This window comes from Candidatus Villigracilis vicinus (genome assembly GCF_016702885.1).
In the GTDB taxonomy this organism is placed as follows: Bacteria; Chloroflexota; Anaerolineae; order Anaerolineales; family Villigracilaceae; genus Villigracilis; species Villigracilis vicinus.
Genome location: NZ_JADJDD010000010.1, coordinates 43,679 through 60,039, shown reverse-complemented (window position 1 = coordinate 60,039; position 16,361 = coordinate 43,679). Strand labels below are relative to the sequence as shown.

Annotated in this window: 15 protein-coding genes; 13 read left to right on the top strand and 2 right to left on the bottom strand. The window is 51.8% G+C overall.

Annotated features, from left to right (window positions below; genetic code table 11):
- The first annotated feature begins 11 nt into the window (after positions 1-11).
- The 13 genes from IPG80_RS10505 to IPG80_RS10445 all read left to right on the top strand — a co-directional run bounded on the left by IPG80_RS10505 (position 12) and on the right by IPG80_RS10445 (position 14,360).
- Positions 12-992 carry a fatty acid desaturase gene (locus tag IPG80_RS10505; protein ID WP_345106196.1) on the top strand — a complete coding sequence of 327 codons (981 nt, stop codon included), beginning with the start codon at positions 12-14 and terminating at the stop codon, positions 990-992.
- Position 993: 1 nt separating this feature from the next.
- Complete coding sequence (locus tag IPG80_RS10500) at positions 994-2,085, top strand: hypothetical protein (RefSeq protein ID WP_345106194.1); 1,092 nt, start codon at positions 994-996, stop codon at positions 2,083-2,085.
- 9 nt (positions 2,086-2,094) lie between these two features.
- Positions 2,095-3,246: a radical SAM/SPASM domain-containing protein gene (locus IPG80_RS10495; RefSeq protein WP_345106192.1), complete on the top strand. Its 1,152-nt coding sequence runs from the start codon at positions 2,095-2,097 to the stop codon at positions 3,244-3,246.
- A gap of 24 nt (positions 3,247-3,270) precedes the next feature.
- On the top strand, positions 3,271-4,641 hold the full coding sequence (locus tag IPG80_RS10490) for a radical SAM protein (RefSeq protein ID WP_345106191.1): 1,371 nt from the start codon (positions 3,271-3,273) through the stop codon (positions 4,639-4,641).
- Positions 4,638-5,951: a radical SAM protein gene (locus IPG80_RS10485; protein ID WP_345106189.1), complete on the top strand. Its 1,314-nt coding sequence runs from the start codon at positions 4,638-4,640 to the stop codon at positions 5,949-5,951. Before IPG80_RS10490 ends, IPG80_RS10485 begins: the two co-directional genes overlap by 4 nt.
- A 78-nt stretch (positions 5,952-6,029) precedes the next feature.
- Positions 6,030-6,740: a hypothetical protein gene (locus tag IPG80_RS10480; protein WP_345106186.1), complete on the top strand. Its 711-nt coding sequence runs from the start codon at positions 6,030-6,032 to the stop codon at positions 6,738-6,740.
- On the top strand, positions 6,737-8,323 hold the full coding sequence (locus IPG80_RS10475) for a GH3 auxin-responsive promoter family protein (RefSeq protein WP_345106183.1): 1,587 nt from the start codon (positions 6,737-6,739) through the stop codon (positions 8,321-8,323). The genes IPG80_RS10480 and IPG80_RS10475 overlap by 4 nt, the downstream gene beginning before the upstream one ends.
- A 177-nt stretch (positions 8,324-8,500) precedes the next feature.
- Complete coding sequence (locus IPG80_RS10470) at positions 8,501-8,638, top strand: hypothetical protein (RefSeq protein ID WP_345106181.1); 138 nt, start codon at positions 8,501-8,503, stop codon at positions 8,636-8,638.
- Positions 8,625-10,163: a carbon-nitrogen hydrolase family protein gene (locus IPG80_RS10465; RefSeq protein WP_345106179.1), complete on the top strand. Its 1,539-nt coding sequence runs from the start codon at positions 8,625-8,627 to the stop codon at positions 10,161-10,163. The genes IPG80_RS10470 and IPG80_RS10465 overlap by 14 nt, the downstream gene beginning before the upstream one ends.
- Before the next feature lie 79 nt (positions 10,164-10,242).
- Entirely contained in the window at positions 10,243-11,031 is a 789-nt protein-coding gene (locus tag IPG80_RS10460) for a hypothetical protein (RefSeq protein WP_345106177.1), read from the top strand.
- 69 nt (positions 11,032-11,100) lie between these two features.
- Positions 11,101-12,285: an FAD-dependent monooxygenase gene (locus IPG80_RS10455; protein WP_345106174.1), complete on the top strand. Its 1,185-nt coding sequence runs from the start codon at positions 11,101-11,103 to the stop codon at positions 12,283-12,285.
- A gap of 97 nt (positions 12,286-12,382) precedes the next feature.
- On the top strand, positions 12,383-13,828 hold the full coding sequence (locus IPG80_RS10450; protein WP_345106171.1) for an aldehyde dehydrogenase family protein: 1,446 nt from the start codon (positions 12,383-12,385) through the stop codon (positions 13,826-13,828).
- A 64-nt stretch (positions 13,829-13,892) separates the two neighbouring features.
- A complete protein-coding gene (locus tag IPG80_RS10445; protein ID WP_345106169.1) occupies positions 13,893-14,360 on the top strand; it encodes a nitroreductase family deazaflavin-dependent oxidoreductase in 468 nt (155 codons plus the stop codon).
- Between the two features lie 40 nt (positions 14,361-14,400).
- Here IPG80_RS10445 and IPG80_RS10440 read toward each other — a convergent pair whose 3' ends face one another.
- Positions 14,401-15,177 (bottom strand): alpha/beta hydrolase, encoded by a 777-nt coding sequence (locus IPG80_RS10440; protein WP_345106166.1) that lies wholly within the window; start codon positions 15,175-15,177, stop codon positions 14,401-14,403.
- Entirely contained in the window at positions 15,178-16,353 is a 1,176-nt protein-coding gene (locus tag IPG80_RS10435) for a PQQ-dependent sugar dehydrogenase (protein ID WP_345106163.1), read from the bottom strand.
- Between the last annotated feature and the right edge of the window lie 8 nt (positions 16,354-16,361).

Sequence of the window (16,361 nt, the reverse complement as noted above, 5' to 3'; positions counted from 1 at the left end):
ATCAAATCCCCATGTCCCTTCCTCCCGCCACCCTTCCCCCTGAATACCTGCCCCTCAAACGAAAGTTGATGAGCGAACACAAGGACGAATTCGCCTCCTTCCGTAAAGAGGATGTGCGCCTGCGCTTGGTCGAGATCGTCACCTTCTTTTTCGTCTGGTTGGGCGGTGCAGCGTTGACCTTGTTTGCCGTTTCGCTTTCAACCCTCTGGCTAAAACTTCCGCTGATGGCTCTCGGCGTCTTTCTATGCGGACTGGCATTCTTCGTCTTCTTCCTTGAAGTTCACGAAGGCATGCACAGCGTCTTGTTCAAAAATAAATTATTGAACGACCTTGTCTCGTTTATATTTTGCCTGCCTCTCTTCATGTCGTTGACCAGCGCCGTCATCCTGCATCTGCGGCATCATCGCTATCTCGGCGAGCAAGGCGACCCGGACGAATATCGCTTCTATGCCAAAACGAAATTGGGTTTGATGCTTCTATACTACGGACGTTTGTTCATTGCCCCTACGATCTATATCTTCTTGATCCCCGTGCTGGGATACCGCCATGGCACATCCCAACAGCGGCGGCGTATCCTGCTTGAGTTTGCCGTGATGCTGGTTTTCTACGTCTTCATATTTTCTCAAGTACCGTTCATGAATCTTTTGTTCATCTGGCTGATTCCAACTTCCGTCACAGGCTTCCTGATCGGCTTGTGGGGGCTTGCCCAGCACGCACTGACTGATGCCAAAGACCCCTTGCTTGCCAGCCGTTCTGTCCATGCCAGCCCGCTGGTTTCGTTTTGCTTCATTAATCAGAACTATCACCTCGAACATCATCTCTTCCCCGAAGTCCCCAGTTATCACCTCAAAAAAGTTTACGAAGTCACCTGGCAACAACTGCCCTATGCTCTCTCCTCCGATTCGTACATCGGCTTCATGCGGGATTTCATACGTCTGAGCATCAAACTCGAAGACAGACCCATCGGTTACACCGAGATCATTGGTTGGTGATATGCCTGCCCATCATTACGAACTCGCCACGCAACATGACGACCCCGAACTGCGCCGCCTGCTGCGTGAGAATCCATTTGCGGGTTCGATTTCGTTGTCATTGGAGCGTGAGCCGAATTACTTCCTTGCCTCCGCCACGGAAGGCACGTTTCATGAAACCCTGGTCGTGCGCGATACGAAAACGAATCAACTCGTCGGCATCGGAGATCGTTCGGTGCGCCCGCTATATGTCAACGGCGAGATAAAAGATATCGGTTACTTCAGCGGCTTGCGCGTGGACTCGAAATATCAACATGGGTTGGCGCTTGCGCGTTTTCTTGGCAAAGGCTGGGAGGGTCAGCGTGAGCAGCACAAAGATGGACGTACAAAGTTCTATCTCATGAGCATTGTTTCCGACAACAACCCCGCCCAACGTTTGCTTGATTCAAAGTTGCCGCATTATCCGCGCCTGCATCGCCACACGCACATGTGTACGTATGCCATTCACCCAGCCCGCCCCAAAAAAGAATCAAAAATAAAGATCACTCGCGCCGCTTCGGAATCAATTCCAGCCATTTTGGATTGTCTCCACCGCAACGGGATGCGTCACCAATTTGCCCCGCACTGGACGGAAGAGACGCTTCTTTCCCCGCTCACACCTGGTCTGTCCATCTCGAACTTTTTCCTCGCCCAAAGCGGATCCCGCATCCGCGGCTGCCTGGCGTTGTGGGATCAACAAGCCTGCAAGCAAACCGTCGTGCGCGGATACAGCGGCAACATGGCGCGTTTTCGCAAAGTAATTAATCTGTTCACTCCGCTGCCCGAACCTGGCACACGCCTCAACCAATGCTTCGCCTGCTTCCTCGCCGTGGACGATGACGACCCAGAAGTCTTTTCTGCTTTGTTACGAACTCTGCACAACGAAGCCGCCCGCCTCCGCTACGATTACTTTCTGCTCGGCTTGACCAAGGACAGCCCCTTTCATTCCATCGTCAAAACCTACCGACCCATCACCTACGAAAGCGACATTTACCTCGCCGCCTGGGAAGATGGCTTCGACGACATTGCCCGCGTGGTTAACCGTCCCTCCGCGCCTGAGATCGCCTTACTTTAGAGGATGCGTATGAGAAAAATATTTTTAGCGCCAGTTCTTGTAGTGCTTGCCGAAGGTCTTGTTTGGCTTTGTATCAATCTCGAAAAACTGCCTTTGCCATTCCTTGTTTCGCGCACGGGGTATGCCAACCCGCGTGTGCGCCGCATTACGGGGTGGGTGGGGTACTGGGCGCATACCTTTCGCCTGACCCTGCCCAACATCCATAAATGGATGAAAACCAAAGGTGACCTCTTTCCGCTTGTGGTGCAGGTACAAACCATCAACCGCTGCAACGCCTCGTGCAGTTTTTGTCCTTACCCTTACACCGTTCATTTGCAGGAAAAGCGCATCATGGATGATGAACTGTATTCCAAGATCGTGGATGAATGCGTCAGCGAGCCAGGGTTGTTGGATTTTGTGCCCATGTCCAAGAACGAGCCACTACTGGATGTCAACATGGAAGAACGCATCCGTGAGTTCAGAGCGAAAGCCCAACCTCATCAGATCGTGGAGCTTGTCACCAATGGCAGCCCGCTGACGCCCGCCCGCGCCAAACGCCTGATGGATGCGGGGCTGGATATGATCACGGTCAGTGTCAGCGCTTCAAATGAAGAGACGTATAAAAAGGTGATGGTGGGGCTTTCGTGGAAGCAGGTAATGAATAACCTTGAAGCGCTTGCGCAGGAAAACCTTGCAGGGTTGAATGTCTATTTGCGTTTTATCAAAGAACAGGGCAATCACAGAGAGTTGAATGCCTTCCGCAAACGCTGGCGGCATTTTAATCACTTCAACTTCAATGTCAACAATCGTGCCGGGGCACTGCGCGGATATGAAATGAAGGTCATTCGGCATGGCAGTTTTGCTGAACGAGTGAAGCATACCCTGGGCAGCCACATTTATCCCGCCTGTCCGTATGTGTTCAGTTCCATGCATATTTTGGAGAATGGCAATGTGACCATGTGCTTGAATGATTGGGGCGACCGTGAGGTGATCGGCAATGTCCGCACGCAGAGCATTCGCGAGATATATAACTCGCCGCGCATGAAGGAAGTCCGCGAGTTGATGGTGCAGGGAAGGTATGAGGAGATAGAGGCTTGCAAGGGATGTTCGTTCTACCATGAGTGGCTGAAACCGCTCGAGGCGCAGGAAAATGTACAGGTGGCAGAACCAGCAACCCGTTAAGAGAGAGGCGAGGCACTTTATCCAATGAGAATTACGTTTATCCGTCCACATATCACATCCCGCCGCGCTGCAGATGCGCTCGAGCCGCTGGTCTTTGGCATTCTGGCAAAATTGACTCCGCCCGATGTGGAGGTCAAATTTTATGATGCGCGTATTGAGCCCGTGCCGCTCGATGAGCCGACCGACCTTGTAGCGTTGACGGTGGAAACCTTTACCGCAAAATATGCCTATCAACTTGCGATGCATTTTCGCGCGCGCGGTGTGCCGGTGGTGATGGGGGGCTATCATCCCACGCTGCTGCCCGATGAAGCCTTGCAGTTTGCCGATGCGATTGCCATCGGCGATGCAGAAACGGTCTGGGCGCAGATCGTGGAAGATGCGCGGGTTGGCAGGTTGAAGCGTGTGTATCAATCGCAGCCGAATCTTGAGACTGATGGTGTGGTACCCGACCGCAGTATTTTTGCAGGGAAAAAATACAAACCGCTGCACTTGATGCAGATCGGGCGTGGGTGCAAATATGCCTGCGATTTTTGTTCGATCCATGCTTTTTATGGGCGCGACATGCCGCGCCGTTGTTTGGACGATGTCTTGAAGGAAGCGGAAGAACTGCGCGGCAAATATGTTTTCTTTGCCGACGATAATCTGTTTAACGACCTTGAATATGCTGAGAAGCTGTTTGAGGCGTTGATCCCCTACAACATTCACTGGTCTTGTCAGGTCAGTTTGGATATTGCTCAAAACCCGCATCTGTTGGACTTGATGGCGCAGAGCGGCTGCATTGGCTGCCTGGTTGGGTTTGAAACGCTGGATGAAGCCAACCTGGTACAGATGCGCAAAAAATGGAACAAGAAATACGGCGACTACGCTAATACGCTGGCGCGCTTCCATGAACGTGGAATCATGGTCTTTGGTTCTTTTGTGTTCGGCTATGACCACGACACAACCGATGCCTTTGCCCGTACATTCGAATTTGCGATGCGTTCCAAATTGGCGCTGGCTCAGTTCAACCCGTTGATTCCCACGCCTGCTACTTCTCTATTTGAACGTTTGAAGAAGGAAGACCGTCTCATCTATCCGCGCTGGTGGCTGGACGATTCCTACCGCTATGGTGAGACCATCTTCCGCCCCAAAGGTATGACGCCCGATCAATTGGCGGAAGGCTGTTTCAAAATTCGGCAGGACTTTGGCAAATACGGTTCCATCTTTCAGCGCATGCTTTCGTCAAAGGCGAATTCGGGCTCACTGTACAACATGTTCGCTTTTTTAGCGGTTAACATTGCTTCCATCAAAGAGATCTACAACAAACAGGGTGTGCCGCTTGGTAATGGCGCACCGCTCGATGTGGCTGAACTGGCTTTGGAAGTACCCAACTTTAATAATGTGAGGTTTGTATGAAATTAACTCTGATCTATCCCGCCATTGGACGCTATCTGGATGAAGCCTGCATGGAGCCGCTTTCGCTTGGCGCACTGGCAGGTTTCACCCCGCCCGATGTGGAAGTGGTGTTATACGACGACCGTCTTGAGCCGATCCCCTTTGATGAGCCGACGGACCTGGTCGCCATTACGGTTCAGATCTATGCGGCACGGCGCTCGTACGAGATTGCGGCGGAGTATCGCAAGCGGGGGGTCAAGGTCATCATGGGCGGTGTCCATGCCACTTTGCTGCCTGAGGAAGTATCCCAGCATGCCGACTCGATCTTCATTAGTGATGCCGAGAATCTCTGGCATGAGGTCATCGCCGATGCGAAGCAGGGCAAACTCAAACCCGTCTATCGCGGAGCTGCTACCACGCCCCAGCCTGATACGCTCACGCGCCGCGACCTTTACAAAGGCAAAAAATATCTACCCATCTCCCTGCTGCAATTTGGGCGCGGATGCCGTTACGTCTGCACATTTTGCGCGGTCAGTTCATACTTCGATCATCGTCATTTCTACCGCAGTGTGGCGCAGACCATCGAAGAGATGAAAAGCCAGGATCGCAACACCTTCTTCTTTGTGGATGACAACATCATCTCAGATCATGAGGCGGCGAAAGCCTTGTTCCGCGAGCTGATCCCGCTCAAGATCCATTGGGTCTCGCAAGCCAGCATCGACATGACCCATGACCGCGAGTTGATGGACTTGATGGCGAAGAGCGGCTGTCTGGGGAATGTCATTGGCTTTGAATCCATCGAAGCCAAAAGCCTGCGCTCCATGCACAAGGGACAGAACCTGAAAGGCAAACACGGTTACGAAGCCTATGCCGAGCAATTAAATATCTTGCGCGATCACGGAATGCAAACCTGGGCGGCGTTCACGGTTGGGCACGATTACGACACGCCCGATTCCATTTTGCGCACGCTCGATTTCGCCCTGGAAAATAAATTTACCTTTGCCGCGTTCAATACGCTGCTGCCTTACCCGAACACTGCTCTCTACCGTAAATTGGAAGCGGAAGGGCGCCTGCTTTATGATGGCAAATGGTGGCTGCATGAAGAGTATCGCTACAACCAAGCCGCCTTCCGCCCTGCGTTAATGACCCCTGATGAATTGACTGAAATGTCGTATCATGCCCGTAAGACATTCAACAGCGTTGGCTCCATCTTCAGTCGCGTTTGGGATTTCAAAACCAATATGCGTAATCCATATCGCTTGGGCGTTTATCTCGTCTATAACCCGATCTTTAGAAAAGAAACGCTCAAGAAGCAGGGAATACGTTTGTAAGGTCAGACTATAGACGATAGACCGCTGACCATAGACCGCGGTCTTCAAGATATTAGAAAGGCTCAAAACCTGTCCATCATGCTCCCATCCCTTGTCAGTCAAACCCTGCCACGCCAAGACCTGACGCCTGAAGCTATTCAGGAAATGTTCAACGTCTTCAACGAGAACTTTTCCCAAACCTCGCTCGATCTATTCACCCGCGACCTGAATAACAAGAACTGGGTCATTCTCATCCGCGACGATGAGCAAAACAAAGTGCAGGGCTTTTCAACACTTGGTATTTATGAGATCGAATATCAAGGTCAATGTATCACGGCGGTTTATTCTGGCGATACCATTATTCGTCGCGCGTATTGGGGCACACCCGAACTCCCTAAAAAATGGATCCACACCGTGCTCGAAAAAACTGCAAACATGCCCCAGCCTGTCTACTGGCTGCTGATCTCATCTGGCTACAAAACCTATCGCTTCCTTTCGGTTTTTTATAAAGAGTTTTTTCCCTGCTACACCCAACCCACGCCACCCGAAACCCAAAACCTGATGAACTTCCTCGCCTCACACCGCTACGGCGACGATTTTTATCCCGACCTTGGCGTTGTCCGCTTTGAAGATGGCGCGACCCCATTGCGTGAAGGCGTTGCCGAAGTGACCGATGAACGTCTCTCCGACCCGCATGTGGCGCATTACATTAAGGTCAATCCGCATCACGATCAGGGCGATGAACTCGTCTGCCTCACCCGTGTCCACCCTGATAACTTCACCCCCGCAGGCAGGCGCATGGCGCGATGAAAGCCGCACTTGCAAATCGTCTCTGGCTTTTCACCTCTCGCAAAGCCGCCAAAGATTTTCACCAAGCTTCGCAGAATGTCGCCGAAACACAGGCAGGTATTTTGCGAAACTATCTAACCAAAAACGAAAACACCAGTTACCTCAAAACCAAATTACCAATTACCAATTACCAATCTCTCCCCCTCACTACTTACGAAGACTACCTCCCCTACATTGACCGTATCGCAAACGGTGAACAGGACATCCTTACCCGCGACCCCGTCCAACTCTTCGAACTTTCCAGCGGCTCCACCTCTGCTTCGAAGATGATTCCCTACACGCGGACTCTCAAACGCGAATTTGGATTCGGACTCTCAGCCTGGATCCACGACCTGTACACGCATCATCCCGCGCTGATGGCTGGTCCCGCCTATTGGAGCATCTCCCCGCTGACGTCTGGTCCGCGCCGTACCCCCGCAGGCATTCCAATTGGCTTCGAAGAGGATAGCGCCTATCTCGGCTCATTCGGTTCGGTCATCGAATCATCCCTGATGGCGGTTCCCAACTTCGTCAAACACATTCAAGATGTGGATGATTTTCGTTATGTCACCCTGCTATATCTATTGCGCTGTGAAGACTTGCGCCTGATTTCCGTTTGGAATCCCACCTTCCTCACGCTTTTGCTTGCACCCTTTGAAACCTGGTGGGACTCGCTCCTAAAAGACATCGCTGATGGAACCATCACTCCGCCCAATCAATCTCCAATTCCCAATTCCCAATTCCCCAATAAACCCCGCTCTCGTACCCTTTCCAAAATAACCCCAACCAACTACCCCTCCATCTGGCAACACCTCTCCCTCATCTCCTGCTGGGCAGATGGTGCATCTGAGCCATATGCAAAAGAACTGCAATCTCACTTTCCAAATGTGACCATCCAGCCTAAAGGCTTGCTTGCCACCGAAGCCTTTATCTCTTTCCCGCTGACGGGATACGACGGCGGCGCGCTGGCGGTCACCTCGCACTATTTTGAATTCCTCGCTGAGAATGGCGATATTTTTCTTGCCCATCAACTCGAAAAAGAAAAAAAATATTCTGTCATCGTCACTACGGGTGGGGGACTGTATCGCTATCAGCTAAACGACATTGTGGAAGTAACCGATTTCTACAACCAAATCCCCTGCGTAAAATTTATTGGCAAGGCAGATAAGGTTTCTGATTTTTTCGGTGAAAAACTCAACGAGCAGTTTGTGGCAGGAGTTTTGAAAGAACTTTTTGCGAAACACAATCTGAATCCAACCTTCTACATGCTTGCCCCCGATGACACCCCACCTTTTCATTACACCCTTTATATCGAACTTGCCGGCAACTCGACTACTCAACTATCCGACCACCTGACCACCGAACTAGATAACTCCCTGCGCACCAACTTCCACTACGACTACTGCCGCAAGTTGGGGCAACTCGCTGAAACGCAAACCGTTCAGGTCAAAGATGGAGGCGCCGCCTACATCCGCGCTTGCCAGGGACGCGGACAAAAACTGGGTGATATCAAACCGTCTGTGCTGCAAAGATCCACGGGCTGGGGGGATGTGTTTAAAAGTTAAACATAGATGTGTGGACTGTGTGAATGGAAAAAAATACGCATTGATATTCCCATAAAAGGTAATGGATGGAGAAACGTTGTAATCCAGATACATTTTCTGTAGTTGAGTTGTTGACAAGAGGGATATCTTTGGTGTATATTGTTATAATGTTATAACATTTAGCCTTGGAGGCAGTCTTTGGCTGGTAAAACTAAAATTCGAGCGGCGGCGGTGCAGTTTGGCGTGGTGGCGGATGTCGCTGCGAACCTGCAAACTTGTCTGCGGATGATCGACGAAGCGGCGAAGGTACAAGCCGGATGTGATGGTGCTGCCTGAATTTGTGAATCACATCGCCTGGTATCGCGACGCGGCTCATTGCTACGGGGTGGCTGTTTCGCTCGACGATGACTTTATCCACGCGATAGGCAGAAAAGCCAAAGAGCATGGCTGCTATATCAAGATCAACGTCACGTTGAAACGAGATGATGGCAAGGTTTCGGGCACGAATGTTTTGTTCGACCCAGCGGGAGATGTGGTCGGGTTGACCGACAAGCAGATTTTGATGGGCAATGAAAATAACTTCCTTGAGAAGTCCACGACGATTGCGCCGATCCTTGAAACGGAAGTGGGGCAGGTGGGCATGTACGCCTGCATGGATGGAGTCATCCCTGAGGTGGCGCGGGCGTTGGCGGTGAGACGTCCGCAGATGCTGCTCAATAGCCTGAACTCGTTTGCGCATGATGAAGCGTCATTGCATATCCCTGTGCGGGCGGCGGAGAATAAGGTGTTCGTCGTTGCGGCGAATAAGGTCGGGTCGTTGGTGCCTGAAGAGATGCGTGAAGCTGTGGCGGCACGACTGAAGATCGACCCAAGTTTTCTCGAAGGCGCGGGTGAGAGTCAGATTGTTGCGCCTGATGGGACGGTCTTAGCCAAAGCGCCGATGAAAGGCGAAGCGGTGGTGTTCGCGGATATTGACTTGAGCGAAGCCGATAATAAACTTCGCCCCGATGGCACGGATATTATGTCCACGCGCAGACCGGAGTTGTATGCGCCGCTTGGAGTGGAGTCGGCGAGTGGCGGGAAAACGCCTGGGGCGGAGAGTCTGCTTGCGGGGGTGGGGCAGGTTTCAGGTCAGGGCAAAGAGGCGATTGATTCAGCGTTGAAGATGATTGCGGAGGGGGAAAAGGCTGGAGTTAAATTAATTGTCCTCCCAGAGTTATTCCACATCACGAATTTAGAAAGCGCGGAAAAAGAATCAGTTGAGATGATTCGCGCGTTGCAAAGTGAATTGAAAGATGCGTATGTGGCGACGTCGATTGTGGAAGATGGAACGCATGTTGGGGTGCTGTTCAATAAAAGCGGCGTTGTTTTGAAGCAGCCGCAGTTGCATAAGTCGGGCAGACATGCGTGGTCGAAGTTGGGCGATGAGGTGAATGTGTTTGATGCCGAGTGGGGGCGCGTGGCGTTGGTGATCGGCAATGATGCTATCTACCCTGAGACGTTTCGGCTCGCGGCGTTGAAGGATGTGGAAGTTGTCGCAGTGCCAACGATGATTCTGGAGAAGTGGGAAGTGGAGCACGGCTTCAAAGAACGCGCGGCTGAAAACAGAATGAATGTGATCGTGGCGAGTAAAAGTGACAGCGGCATTTATGCGATCACTGAAGATTTTACATTGTGGACGGAATGGAAGAACCGACCATTCGATGGCAACATCAATTATCCCGTGATAACAATGGCGCAAGGTGATGGCTTGACGATTGCAGAGATTCACCCTGCGGCGGCGGTGAATAAGATGGTTTCGCATCGCACCGATGTTTTGAATGGCAGACCGTGGAAGTTGGCGGAGCCGTTGATTAGCTAACCCGTCATTGCGAGGGAATTCGGAAGCACTGCTTCGTCGCAAGAACAAGCCCCATTGACGAAATAAAAAGGAGACAACCATGAGCGGAGATACAGTTCAACACCTGGCAGATGTGCTTGACTCGCGCGCGCCTGTCAACAATACGGAAGTGTTCAACTATTTGTTGAACGTGCGCGAGCAGGCGTGGGAGATGGTGAATAATGGCTTGAACCTGCGGCGGGATATGAAATGCGCGGACATTGAACAGATTCCTGATTTGCAGGGGAATGTGGTGGGCAATATGTTCACCTACACGGGTGACAAGATCGATTGGGTCATCCGCTCGTGGATCGGCAAAGCAGAGATGGGCTTCACGAATATTCATCTCACTTGTTGGGTGAAGGATGAAATTGATGTGCCGCATCTTGGCATGGCGCTCGGCACTGCGCCCGATGTCTTTTGTTATGTCGATTATCTGCCGCGCTATGAACCTGTCATTTCGCCCGATCATCTCGACCAGTATCACGAATCGATGAATCAAAAGTGGATCGAGTTGCGCCGCAACCCTGCGTATAAGACTTTCAACCCCGTTCATCTTTATACGCGTGGAACACTGTCGCCAATTGCGATCTGCGGATTAGTCCCGTTCGCGGATTTCAAGGCGAATATTGAGTCGGTCATGCTGGATTACGTCCGCAACTGGGTGGAGTTGGTGAAGAATGCCAAGCCTGTTGCGCCTGAAAAACGCGCGGCGTTGAAACAGCGCGATGAACTTGTCCGCAGAACTATTGTGGAGAAAGACCCTGCCAATGTTCTGGCAGATCGTATGCTCGGTGTGCCGATGCGTGAACGGCTGGTGCGTATTTTGCACGCGGGCGAGCGCGAATAACCCCCTCCCGTCCTCCCCCAAATGCGACAGAAATACCGTCGCATTTGGGGAAGGAGTTCCAAACACCCTATGTCTGAAAAACAACTTCCTATTCTCATTGCTGGTGCAGGTCCTGTGGGGCTTTCGTTGGCGTTGGCGCTTTCTCGGGCGGGCATTCCCGCCGAGGTCTTCGAAATGGACGCGGAACTCAACACGCAGATCCGCGCGAGCACGTTTCACCCCAAAACGCTTGAGATGTTCAAAGAGTGGGGCGTGGTGGATGAGATCATCCAGCATGGATACAAAGTGGATCAACTCCAATATTGGGAACGCGCTCCGCGCCGCCTCATCGCGGACTTTAGCTATGCCTCCATTGCTGACGATACTCCCTACCCGTATCGTTTGCAGTGCCCGCAGCATATCGCCACGCGTGTGCTGAAGCCTGCCGTCGAAGCGACTGCGACGGGCAAAGTCTACATGGGGTATAAACTGATTGACTTTGTTGACCATGGCACACACGTCACAGCGCGATTTGAAACCGCGAATGGAATTGTCGAACGCGAAGGCTCGTACATCGTCGGTGCGGATGGCTCGCATAGTGTGGTGCGCAAGCAGTTGAATATTGGTTTCAAGGGCAAGACTTACGAAGACCGCTTCCTGCTCATCGGCAGTGACTTGAAGACCGAAGACCTGCTCCCAGGCGCGGCACAAGTCTGCTACATCTTTGACCCGCAGGAATGGGTCATCATTTTGAATTTGCCTGATATTGTCCGCGTGGTGTTTCGCATGACGGATGATGAGAATGAAGAAGTGGCGATGAAGGAAGAAAATCTGCGGGCGCGGATTTCCAATTTCTTCGGCAAAGTCCCTGATTACAAGATCAAGACCACGCAGTTGTATCGAGTCCATCAGCGCGTGGCAGATACCTTCCGCGTGGGGCGGGCGTTGCTAGTGGGCGACTCGGCGCATAACAACAATCCGTCGGGCGGCATGGGTATGAACAGCGGCATCCACGACGCGGCAAATTTGACGGAGAAACTTGTGCGGATTTGGAATGGCGAATCGGATTCGATTCTGGATGATTACTCCAATGAGCGCAGGCAATATGCGGTTGAGTCTGTGCAACTTTATACCGACCAGCAATACAACAACATGGTGATGAGCGCTGAAGAAGAACGCGAGCGCAGGAACAAGTCGCTTTCGGGTGCGGCGAGTGACCCTGCAAAGGCGAGGGCGTATTTGTTGCGGGCGAGTATGTTGGAAGAGAGAATCTAAATACTTGACCACGAAGGGTCACAAAGGGTCACGAAGGAATTAAATTAAAACCTTTGTGTACCTTCGTGACTCTTTGTGGTTGAAAAAGAAGGCAACCATGAAAACATACGGACACTTCATCCACGGACGCGAAGTCCCTGCTGCGAATGGCGAGACATTTCCCAGTTACGCACCGATGACGGGCGAGATTCTCGGTCATGCCGCGCGGGGGACGGAGGCGGATGTCGAAGCCGCGGTGACGTCTGCGCGGAAGGGGTACGAGCATTGGTCGTCGCTGCCGCCGTATGACAGGGAGAGGATTCTGCTCAAGTGTGCGGATCATGTCGAAGCGAATTATGACCGTCTGTTGAATCTGCTCATTGATGAAAGTGGATCATCCATCATCAAGGCGAAGTATGAAGTGTTGTACACGGCGTCGGTGTTGAGGACGGCGGCAGGGGAGGTGCGGCGTTTGTATGCGGACACATTGCCGAACGAAAAACCGCACCGTATGTCGATAGTTGTCCGCGAACCCGTGGGAGTGGTGTTGGCAATATCGCCGTTCAATGCGCCGTTGGTATTGCTGGCGAAGATGATCGTCTTTCCACTTGGAGCGGGCAATGCCGTGATTGCGAAGCCGTCAGAGGAGACTCCGCTCATTGCGGTGGAACTGGCGAAGGTCATGAAAGAGGCGGGGCTTCCTGATGGAGTCTTCAATGTGGTGACGGGATTCGGCGCGGAGTGCGGCGCTCCGCTGGCGAGACATCCCAAAGTGAATGGCATTGCGTTGACGGGTTCCACGGCGACGGGCATGAAGATCGGCGAGATCGCGATCCAATCCATGAAGCGGATGCAGTTGGAACTCGGCGGAAAAAATCCGCTGTTGGTGTTGAATGATTTCGACGTGAACAAGGCGGCGGAGATCGCGGCGGTGGGCGCGTTCACGCACGGCGGGCAGATCTGTATGTCGAGCGCGCGCATCATGGTCGAAGCCCCGAACGGACGCGCGTTTGCCGAAGCGTTGGCGAAGAAGGCGGCGAGTTTGCATCTTGGCGATTTGCGCGACGAGAAAACCGCGTATGGTCCGCTGATCAATCAACGTGCGGTGGATAAAGTGTTGCGACATGTGCAAGCCGCGAAAGATGGCGGCGCGGAAATTCTCACGGGCGGCGCGGTGCATAACGGACTTGTATTTCAACCGACGGTCATCTACAACCCGCCGATGTCGGGTCCGTGTTGGGATGAGGAGACGTTTGGTCCCGTGGCGATGGTGATGGAAGTGCCATCGTTCGAAGAGATGATCGCCATTGCGAATGAAAGCGATTACGGATTGAGTGCAGGCGTGCTGACCAATGATCTTGTGCGCGGCATGACCGCGGCGCGACGCATCCGCTGCGGTTCGGTTCACGTTGGTGCGCACTCGTTCCAGTCTGACCCGATGGCGCCGATCGGCGGGTATGGCATGTCTGGCATTGGCAGGAGCGGCGGCAAGTATTCGGTGGAGCATTTCACCGAGTTGAAGTGGATCTCGTTAGAACTCGGCGAGACGCCGCGTCCATTTTAGGATGATTGACCGCACAGCGGTCTGTTTCAAAATTCGACATACCATCAAAGGAATTTCAAAATTTATGGTTGAAACAAATGCAGGAACCAACATTCCACCTAAAGTTAATAATTTTCAGAAGTTCGGGCTGGCGATGCAAGTTTTTCTCCTCCGTCGCGGTTGGATGGGACCCGCTGAGAACTTTCTGATGGTCATAACTACGACTGGGAGAAAATCGGGAAAGACGCATACCATTCCCATTGCTTACAAACGTGATGGCAATGACATCATTGCGCTCAACCCAGGCAACTCCAACTGGTTTCGTAATATGCTTGCCAATGGGCAAGCCGTCATAGAGGTGAAACGCCAAAGAATGGAAGTGTCGGGTCTTCTTGTTGAAGATGAATCGGAGCGTCAGCGTATCTTTGGTATGTATCGCAGTGATGACCCCAAAGTCTTTGAACGTATTTTCAAACTTTTACCTTCTGCCCCTGAAGAGGAGTTGCAGAGAGAGTTGAATAAGTGGAAGTTTGTGAAATTCAAAGCGAAGTAAATACAGCCGCCGACAATAGATTATTGTCGGCGGCTATTTTTTAACCAAAAAACTCAACTACCTTCTTCACAAATTCATCTGGCTTTTCGATCTGGGGCATGTGACCTGCACCCATGAATAACTTAAACTCCGCATTCGGAATCATCTTTGCCAGATTTTTCCCCATTGAAACTTTTGTAAATTTATCGTCCTCGCCCCACAGTACTAAAGTTGGAACTTGCGGAACGACCTCCGTGCCAACACCCTCCGAAGCCGACTGACGCATAAGTGTGACGAACCCCAGGGAATCTGCTTCGGCTTGCGTGATGAACTCGTTTGTTAAAAACGATCTGTCCGCGAACATGGGCGCAAGACCTTTGAAAGAAAACGTCTGCTTGCGGATCATGTTGAACATGCCATTGAAAATGGATGACTGCATCATGCGCCCCACGAACGGCGGGATGTTCGGAATCGCCCCGCCATTGACGAGGATCAAGCGCTTCACTCTCCGCTCATGCCTGCTCGCCATCAAACGACTGACTCCACCCCCGAACGAGTTGCCAAGCACATTTGCCGACTCGATGCTCAATGCATCCATCAATTGAGCAACCCAATCTGCAATTTGAGCAAACCCCGCCCGCTCCAGCGGACTTGTACCACCGAAGGACGGCAGATTTGGCGCAATAACCGTGTACCTGTCCGCGAGTTGATTCCACACGTGCTTCCAATGCAACTCTGCATTCCCAATCCCACCGTGGATGAGGAGAAGCGGTGCGCCAACTCCGCCTTGCCAGTAAGAAACTTTTTTCTCGTTAATAATGATCTCAGCTTGTTGCATCTACGGGACTCCATAACTGATACGATAAATAGCATCATTAATATAATCACCAACATATAAAGCGCCATCTTTGCCAAATTGAATAGGCAGTGGCATTACCCCTTTGGGGAATTTTACAAACCATGAAACTTCGCTGGTATACGTTCCATTTTTTGGGGTCAGGATGACGCGCTTTACCCCTGTTTCGAGCGCGGGGTTAAGCCATGAGCCAAAGATGCCTACAAAAGCATTGTTCTGATATTCATTTGGGAATTGAGTGCCGGTATAAAAATCCAAGCCATCGGCGGAGGAATGTGGCTCAAAAAATGCCACGGCGGGAATTGTCTCTTCACAGCCGGGAGCATCTTGCGAGTCCCAACAATTGGGGAAGCCATAGTTCCCATTTTGGATAATGAGATTTAACTCTTCTTGCGGCGCACCCAAGCCAAGGTCATCGCGCCCATTGTCGGTGGCGAATAGTTCACCAGTGATTGGGTGGAAGGCAATATCGAACGGATTGCGCATCCCCGAAGCGTAAATTTCCTTTTCGCCTGTTTCAATATTGAAGCGCATGATGGTGGCGTTTCTTCCATCTGTTTCGGCGCAGGCGTCGCAGGTGGAACCCATGCCCATGTATAACCAGCCATCTGTGCCGAATTCAAGATTATTGTTTTGGTGGAGCCCGGTAGACGGAAGTCCTTCCACCAGGGTACGGCTTGAATCAGATACTCCATCTTGATTGCTGTCAGTTAATATTGCAATTGCACCTTGATAAGAGACGTAAACTTCGCCTGTGACCGGATGAACCGTCAGCCCGAGTGGGATGTAATAGCCTGAAGCAAAAATGGATTTGGTATCGGCATGTCCGTCTTTGTCGTTATCGGTGAGGATGTAGATGTTGCTGTCTGCCGAAGCGACCAGGACATTGCCACTCAAGTCGAAGGTCAATGCAGTGGGGCGATATAAGGTGGCGAATTTGAGAATTGAAAAGCCCGGCTGAAGGATTGTCCCTTCGAGTTCGCTTGTGGTTGCAGGAATAGTTGCAGTGTATACGAGGGTGGGTGATGTGTCTGGCTGTAGCGATGGAGTAATCGTCGGGCTCTCTGTAGAGAGCGGCACGGTTGTTGGTAATGCCGTAGCTGATTGACAGGCTGTAAGTGCCAATGTCAGAGAAAGAAAAATGATAGGTATTTTCACAAGGGGAA

What these genes read in the sequence shown, in the direction of transcription:
- IPG80_RS10505 (WP_345106196.1), top strand. Translation starts at nt 12, where the DNA reads ATGTCCCTTCCTCCCGCCACCCTTCCCCCTGAATACCTGCCCCTCAAA.
- IPG80_RS10500 (WP_345106194.1), top strand. Translation starts at nt 994, where the DNA reads ATGCCTGCCCATCATTACGAACTCGCCACGCAACATGACGACCCCGAA.
- IPG80_RS10495 (WP_345106192.1), top strand. Translation starts at nt 2,095, where the DNA reads ATGAGAAAAATATTTTTAGCGCCAGTTCTTGTAGTGCTTGCCGAAGGT.
- IPG80_RS10490 (WP_345106191.1), top strand. Translation starts at nt 3,271, where the DNA reads ATGAGAATTACGTTTATCCGTCCACATATCACATCCCGCCGCGCTGCA.
- IPG80_RS10485 (WP_345106189.1), top strand. Translation starts at nt 4,638, where the DNA reads ATGAAATTAACTCTGATCTATCCCGCCATTGGACGCTATCTGGATGAA.
- IPG80_RS10480 (WP_345106186.1), top strand. Translation starts at nt 6,030, where the DNA reads ATGCTCCCATCCCTTGTCAGTCAAACCCTGCCACGCCAAGACCTGACG.
- IPG80_RS10475 (WP_345106183.1), top strand. Translation starts at nt 6,737, where the DNA reads ATGAAAGCCGCACTTGCAAATCGTCTCTGGCTTTTCACCTCTCGCAAA.
- IPG80_RS10465 (WP_345106179.1), top strand. Translation starts at nt 8,625, where the DNA reads ATGGTGCTGCCTGAATTTGTGAATCACATCGCCTGGTATCGCGACGCG.
- IPG80_RS10460 (WP_345106177.1), top strand. Translation starts at nt 10,243, where the DNA reads ATGAGCGGAGATACAGTTCAACACCTGGCAGATGTGCTTGACTCGCGC.
- IPG80_RS10455 (WP_345106174.1), top strand. Translation starts at nt 11,101, where the DNA reads ATGTCTGAAAAACAACTTCCTATTCTCATTGCTGGTGCAGGTCCTGTG.
- IPG80_RS10450 (WP_345106171.1), top strand. Translation starts at nt 12,383, where the DNA reads ATGAAAACATACGGACACTTCATCCACGGACGCGAAGTCCCTGCTGCG.
- IPG80_RS10445 (WP_345106169.1), top strand. Translation starts at nt 13,893, where the DNA reads ATGGTTGAAACAAATGCAGGAACCAACATTCCACCTAAAGTTAATAAT.
- IPG80_RS10440 (WP_345106166.1), bottom strand. Translation starts at nt 15,177, where the DNA reads ATGCAACAAGCTGAGATCATTATTAACGAGAAAAAAGTTTCTTACTGG.